We start from the raw sequence: 4,212 nt of genomic DNA, 5'->3' as shown, positions 1-4,212 counted from the left end.
CCCGGCGGCGGGCCCGTTAATGGCTTGCCCGGCGGCGGCGATGGTGGATGCAATGTCCGGCATGATCACCTCCGGCACGGTCACCCAGGGAGACGCCGACGCATGACAACGCCACCATTGCCGTCCGGAGCGAGCGGGACTGACGGACCGTCCGTGCGGATCGGCGCCCTCGTCCCGCTGACCCGGCCCGGCTGGGCCGAGGCCGGCCGGCACCTGCTCGCCGGACTCGAACTGGCCGTCCGTGACGTCAACGAGGCCGGCGGGATCGCCGGACGGCCGCTGGAGCTGATGGTCCGGGACACCGCGGCCGATCCGCAGCGGGCCGCGGCGGCCGTGGACGAACTGGCCGGTCTGGGCGCGGTGGCCCTGGCGGGGGAGTACCACAGCGTCGTCGCCCGCGCCGCGGCCGCCCGGGCCGACGCCCTCGGTCTGCCCTTCCTCTGCTCGTCGGCGGTGCTCGACGCGCTCACCGACCGGCCGACCGACCGGGTCGCGCGCCTGTCCCCGGCGCAGTCCCACGGCTGGCGGATCTACGCGGACTTCCTCCTCGGCGGCGGCCACCGGCGCATCGCCGTGGCGGCCCAGCCGAGTGTCTACTGGGCGTCCGGGACCGGCATCCTGCGCGACCACCTCGCCCCGCGCGGGGGCACCGTCATCGCGCTCGACGCGGGCGCGCTCACCCCCGCGGACCTGTGCGACGAACTCGCCGGGAACCGCGCAACGGCCCTGCTCCTCCTGGTCGGCCACCCCGATCCGGCGGTACCGATCGTCCGGGCCGTCCGCCGCGACCCGCGTCTCGCCGAGGTGCTGATCGGCGCTCCGGCCGGGCAGCCGGAGTTCGCCGCATGGGCGGCGCTCCTGGGCGGGGACGGCGCCGCGATCCCCTTCCTGCGCTACCTGCCCGAGCACCTCGGCCCGCTCGGCGCACGGGTCGAGGCGGCGCTGCGCGAGCGGCTGGCCGAGGCGCCCTCCTTCGTCGCCCTCGAGGGCTACGACACCGTCACCGTCCTTGCCGAGGCGCTGCGCTCCCGCGGCACCGACCGGGCGGGCACCGCCGAATCCTGGGCGAGCCTCGCGGTCGAGGGCACCCGCGGGCGGATCCGGTTCTCCCGTACGCCCGGCATCAGCGTGTGGCAGTGGGCCTGGCCGCCCGTCCAGGTCGTCGACCGGGACCCGGCCGCACCCGACCGGTTCCGGATCCTCCGCGCCGGCTGAGGGAGCGCACCGGCACCGTGGCGGGCGTCCGGCACGCCGTCGGCCCCGCCTCGCGCCGGCAGGCGATCACGGCCAACGGGGCCGCCCCGGCCGCCCCGGCCGCTGACCGGGCGGGCGCGGCGGCACGGTTGCGGGCGGCGACCCGGGTGAGGAACTGCCGACGCCGATCCGCCCCCGTGCCGCGCGCGGGCCGCCGTCGACCGAACGGGCGACCCGCTGCCGTGCCGCAGCGCCGTACCGGCCGGGGCCCGGCGGGCCGGGCGATGCTGGGGCGTACCCCGCCGCCGGACCACCGGAGAGCCGATGCCCGACCCCGCACCCGAGCCCGGCGCCGCCGCATCGGACCGGCTGCGCCGGACGGTGGCCCGGCTCCGCCGCGAGCACCGGTCCCGGCACGACGTCCTCGCCGCCACGGCGGCCACGGCGCTGCCGATGGAGCCGCCGCAGGGCCTGCGCCCGGTCGAACCGGGCCTGCGCGAGCTGCTGGACGCCGTGCCGGTGCCGGCCGTGCTCACCGCCCCGGTGACCGGCGCCGACGGCACGCTCCAGGACCTCGCCGCGCTCGCCGTCAACCTCGCCGCCGTCAGCTACGCGGAGCAGGCCGGACCGTCGGTGCGCGAACAGGCCGTCCACTCGCCCGTCCCGTTGCAGCAGTTCTTCCCGGCACTGCGGGAGCGGCGCGTCCTCACCGCCCTCACCGACGTACTGCGGACCGGCCGGCCGATGGACGCGCGGACGGTCGACTGGCTGCGGCCGCGCCCCGGCGGCCGCATCGAGCACCGGCGTGCCCTGCTCTCCGCCCACCCCTGCGGCGACCGCATCCTGCTGCTGCTCGAACGCGAGGGAGAACAGGTCCTGGCGGTCGACGCCCAGCGGATCGCCCGGGTCGGCTGGGCCGAGTGGAACCTGCTGGACGGCCGGATGGAGGCGTCGCCCGGCCTGTTCGACCTGCTCGGCCTGCCCGCCACCGGACCGGCCCCGCCGCTGACGGCCCTGCTCGGCCGGGTCGTGCCCGCGGTGCTGCCCGACCTCCTCCGCGACTTCGACCGGCTGCTGTCCGACGGGGGCGTCGACACCGAGACGGCACTGACCGGACCGACCGGTGTGCGCCGGATCAGGCTGGCCGCCGAGACCGTCCGGGCGGCGGGCGGGCGGCCCGGCGACCCGGCGCGGCCCCCCGACGGACCGGTGGTCGGCGTCCGCGCCGTGCTGCAGGACATCACCGACCTGGTGGAGAGCCGCCGCCGGCTGCGGTACCAGGAGTCCGAGACGCTCCGCGAACGGCAGCGGGCGGACGCCGAGGAGGAGATCGTCCGGCGGCTGCGGGCCGCCCTGGTGCCGCGGGCGGCCGCCTCGCTGACCGGCTGCGGACTGGAAACCGCGGTCGCCTACCGGCCGGCCGAGGCGGGCGTGGGCGGGGACTGGTACAAGTGCCGGGCGCTGCCGGACGGCCCGGCCCTGCTGGCGATCGGCGACGCCCGCGGGCACGGACTCGATGCCGTCGCCCTGATGTCCCGGCTGCGCCACGCGCTCGGCGGCCTGGCCTTCACCGGGGCGCTGGTCGAGGACCTCGGTGCCTGGCTGAACGAGATCGCCTACGACGACGGCCCGGAGTCCACCGCCACCGCCGTGATCGCCCGCTACTACCCGGACCGGCGGCTGCTGCGCTGGATCTGCGCCGGCCATCCGCCGCCGGTGCTGTACCGCGACGGCCGGGCGCGACCGCTGACGGCGGCCGTCGGCCCGCCCTTCGGCGTGCTGTCCGACACCCGCTACACGGCGGTGGAGACGGTCCTCGCCCCCGGTGACACCGTGCTGCTGTACACCGACGGCCTGGTCGAGCGCAGGCACGAGGACATCGACGTCCGGATCGCCGTCCTCGCGGACGCCGCGGCAAGCCGTGCCGGGGCCGACCTCCAGGCGTGCATCGACGCCGTGGTCCGCGACATGTCCGGCCCGCGCTCCGAGGACGACGCGACCGTGCTGGCGTTCCGGGTGGCCGGGCCCCGCTGACCGGCGGGCCGTCTCCGGTGCGGGCGGTGGGCGGTGGGCGGTGGTCCGGCGTCCCCGCCGGCGGTGGCGGCGGGCGGGGCCGATCGTGGACGACATGCCACGCCGGTCGCAGCCGGCGGTCCGCCGGGGCCGCATGCTGGGGTGGTGCAGGACGAGCCCGACGGCCGGGAGAACGCCGCGACTCCGCCGGACCCGGCCGACCGGCCGCACCCGCCGGCGGACCCCGACCGCCCTTCCGACGAGTCGGCGGCCGACAGCGGCGGCGGCGACCAGGACCACGAGCCGGGGCACGGCGGGCTCGGGACCAGGCTCAACTGGCTGCGGGCGGGCGTCCTCGGCGCGAACGACGGGATCGTGTCGACGGCCGGCCTGGTGGTCGGCGTCGCGGGCGCCACCGGATCCCGCGACACCCTGATCGCCTCCGGCCTGGCCGGCCTGCTCGCCGGTGCGCTGTCGATGGCGTCCGGGGAGTACGTCTCGGTCAGCAGCCAGTTGGACGCCGAGCGCGCGGCCCTGGCGCAGGAGAAGCACGAACTGGCCACCATGCCCGAGGAGGAGCTCGCCGAGCTGGCCGGCATGTACGAGGCCAAGGGGCTCACCCCCGAGCTGGCGCGCGAGGTGGCGCACGAGCTGACGGCCCGTGATGCGCTCGGCGCCCACGCCGAGACCGAACTCGGCATCGACCCCGAGGAACTGACCAACCCCTGGCACGCGGCGCTGGCCAGCTTCGTGGCCTTCACCGTGGGCGCGGTGCTGCCGCTGCTGGCGATCGTGCTGCCGCCCGACGGGTGGCGGGTGCCGGTGACGGTGGGGTGCGTCCTGGTCGCCCTGGTGGTCACGGGCTGGCTGAGCGCGCGCCTGGGATCGGCGCCGATCGGGCGGGCGATCCTGCGCAACGTGGCCGGCGGCGCCCTGGCGATGGCCGTGACCTACCTGGCGGGCTCCCTGCTGGGCGCCGTCGCCTGACGGCCCGCCAGCCGCCTG

The 4,212-nt window shown here is 77.6% G+C and carries 3 protein-coding genes; all 3 read left to right on the top strand.

Annotated elements, in window-relative coordinates:
- Positions 1 to 102 precede the first annotated feature (102 nt).
- The 3 genes from ACFV0G_RS36195 (at position 103) to ACFV0G_RS36185 (ending at position 4,194) form a co-directional block, all read left to right on the top strand.
- Positions 103 to 1,215 (top strand): ABC transporter substrate-binding protein, encoded by a 1,113-nt coding sequence (locus ACFV0G_RS36195; RefSeq protein ID WP_380557087.1) that lies wholly within the window; start codon positions 103 to 105, stop codon positions 1,213 to 1,215.
- Positions 1,216 to 1,518: 303 nt separating this feature from the next.
- A complete protein-coding gene (locus ACFV0G_RS36190) occupies positions 1,519 to 3,228 on the top strand; it encodes a PP2C family protein-serine/threonine phosphatase (protein ID WP_380557085.1) in 1,710 nt (569 codons plus the stop codon).
- A 318-nt stretch (positions 3,229 to 3,546) separates the two neighbouring features.
- Complete coding sequence (locus tag ACFV0G_RS36185; protein ID WP_380557089.1) at positions 3,547 to 4,194, top strand: VIT family protein; 648 nt, start codon at positions 3,547 to 3,549, stop codon at positions 4,192 to 4,194.
- The last annotated feature ends 18 nt before the right edge of the window (positions 4,195 to 4,212 follow it).

Source organism: Kitasatospora sp. NPDC059571 (genome assembly GCF_042735675.1).
In the GTDB taxonomy this organism is placed as follows: domain Bacteria; phylum Actinomycetota; class Actinomycetes; order Streptomycetales; family Streptomycetaceae; genus Kitasatospora.
This window is presented reverse-complemented; position numbering and strand designations above follow the sequence as displayed.

Excerpts from the sequence above, each read along its gene's own strand:
- ACFV0G_RS36195 (WP_380557087.1), top strand. The coding sequence starts at position 103 with ATGACAACGCCACCATTGCCGTCCGGAGCGAGCGGGACTGACGGACCG.
- ACFV0G_RS36190 (WP_380557085.1), top strand. The coding sequence starts at position 1,519 with ATGCCCGACCCCGCACCCGAGCCCGGCGCCGCCGCATCGGACCGGCTG.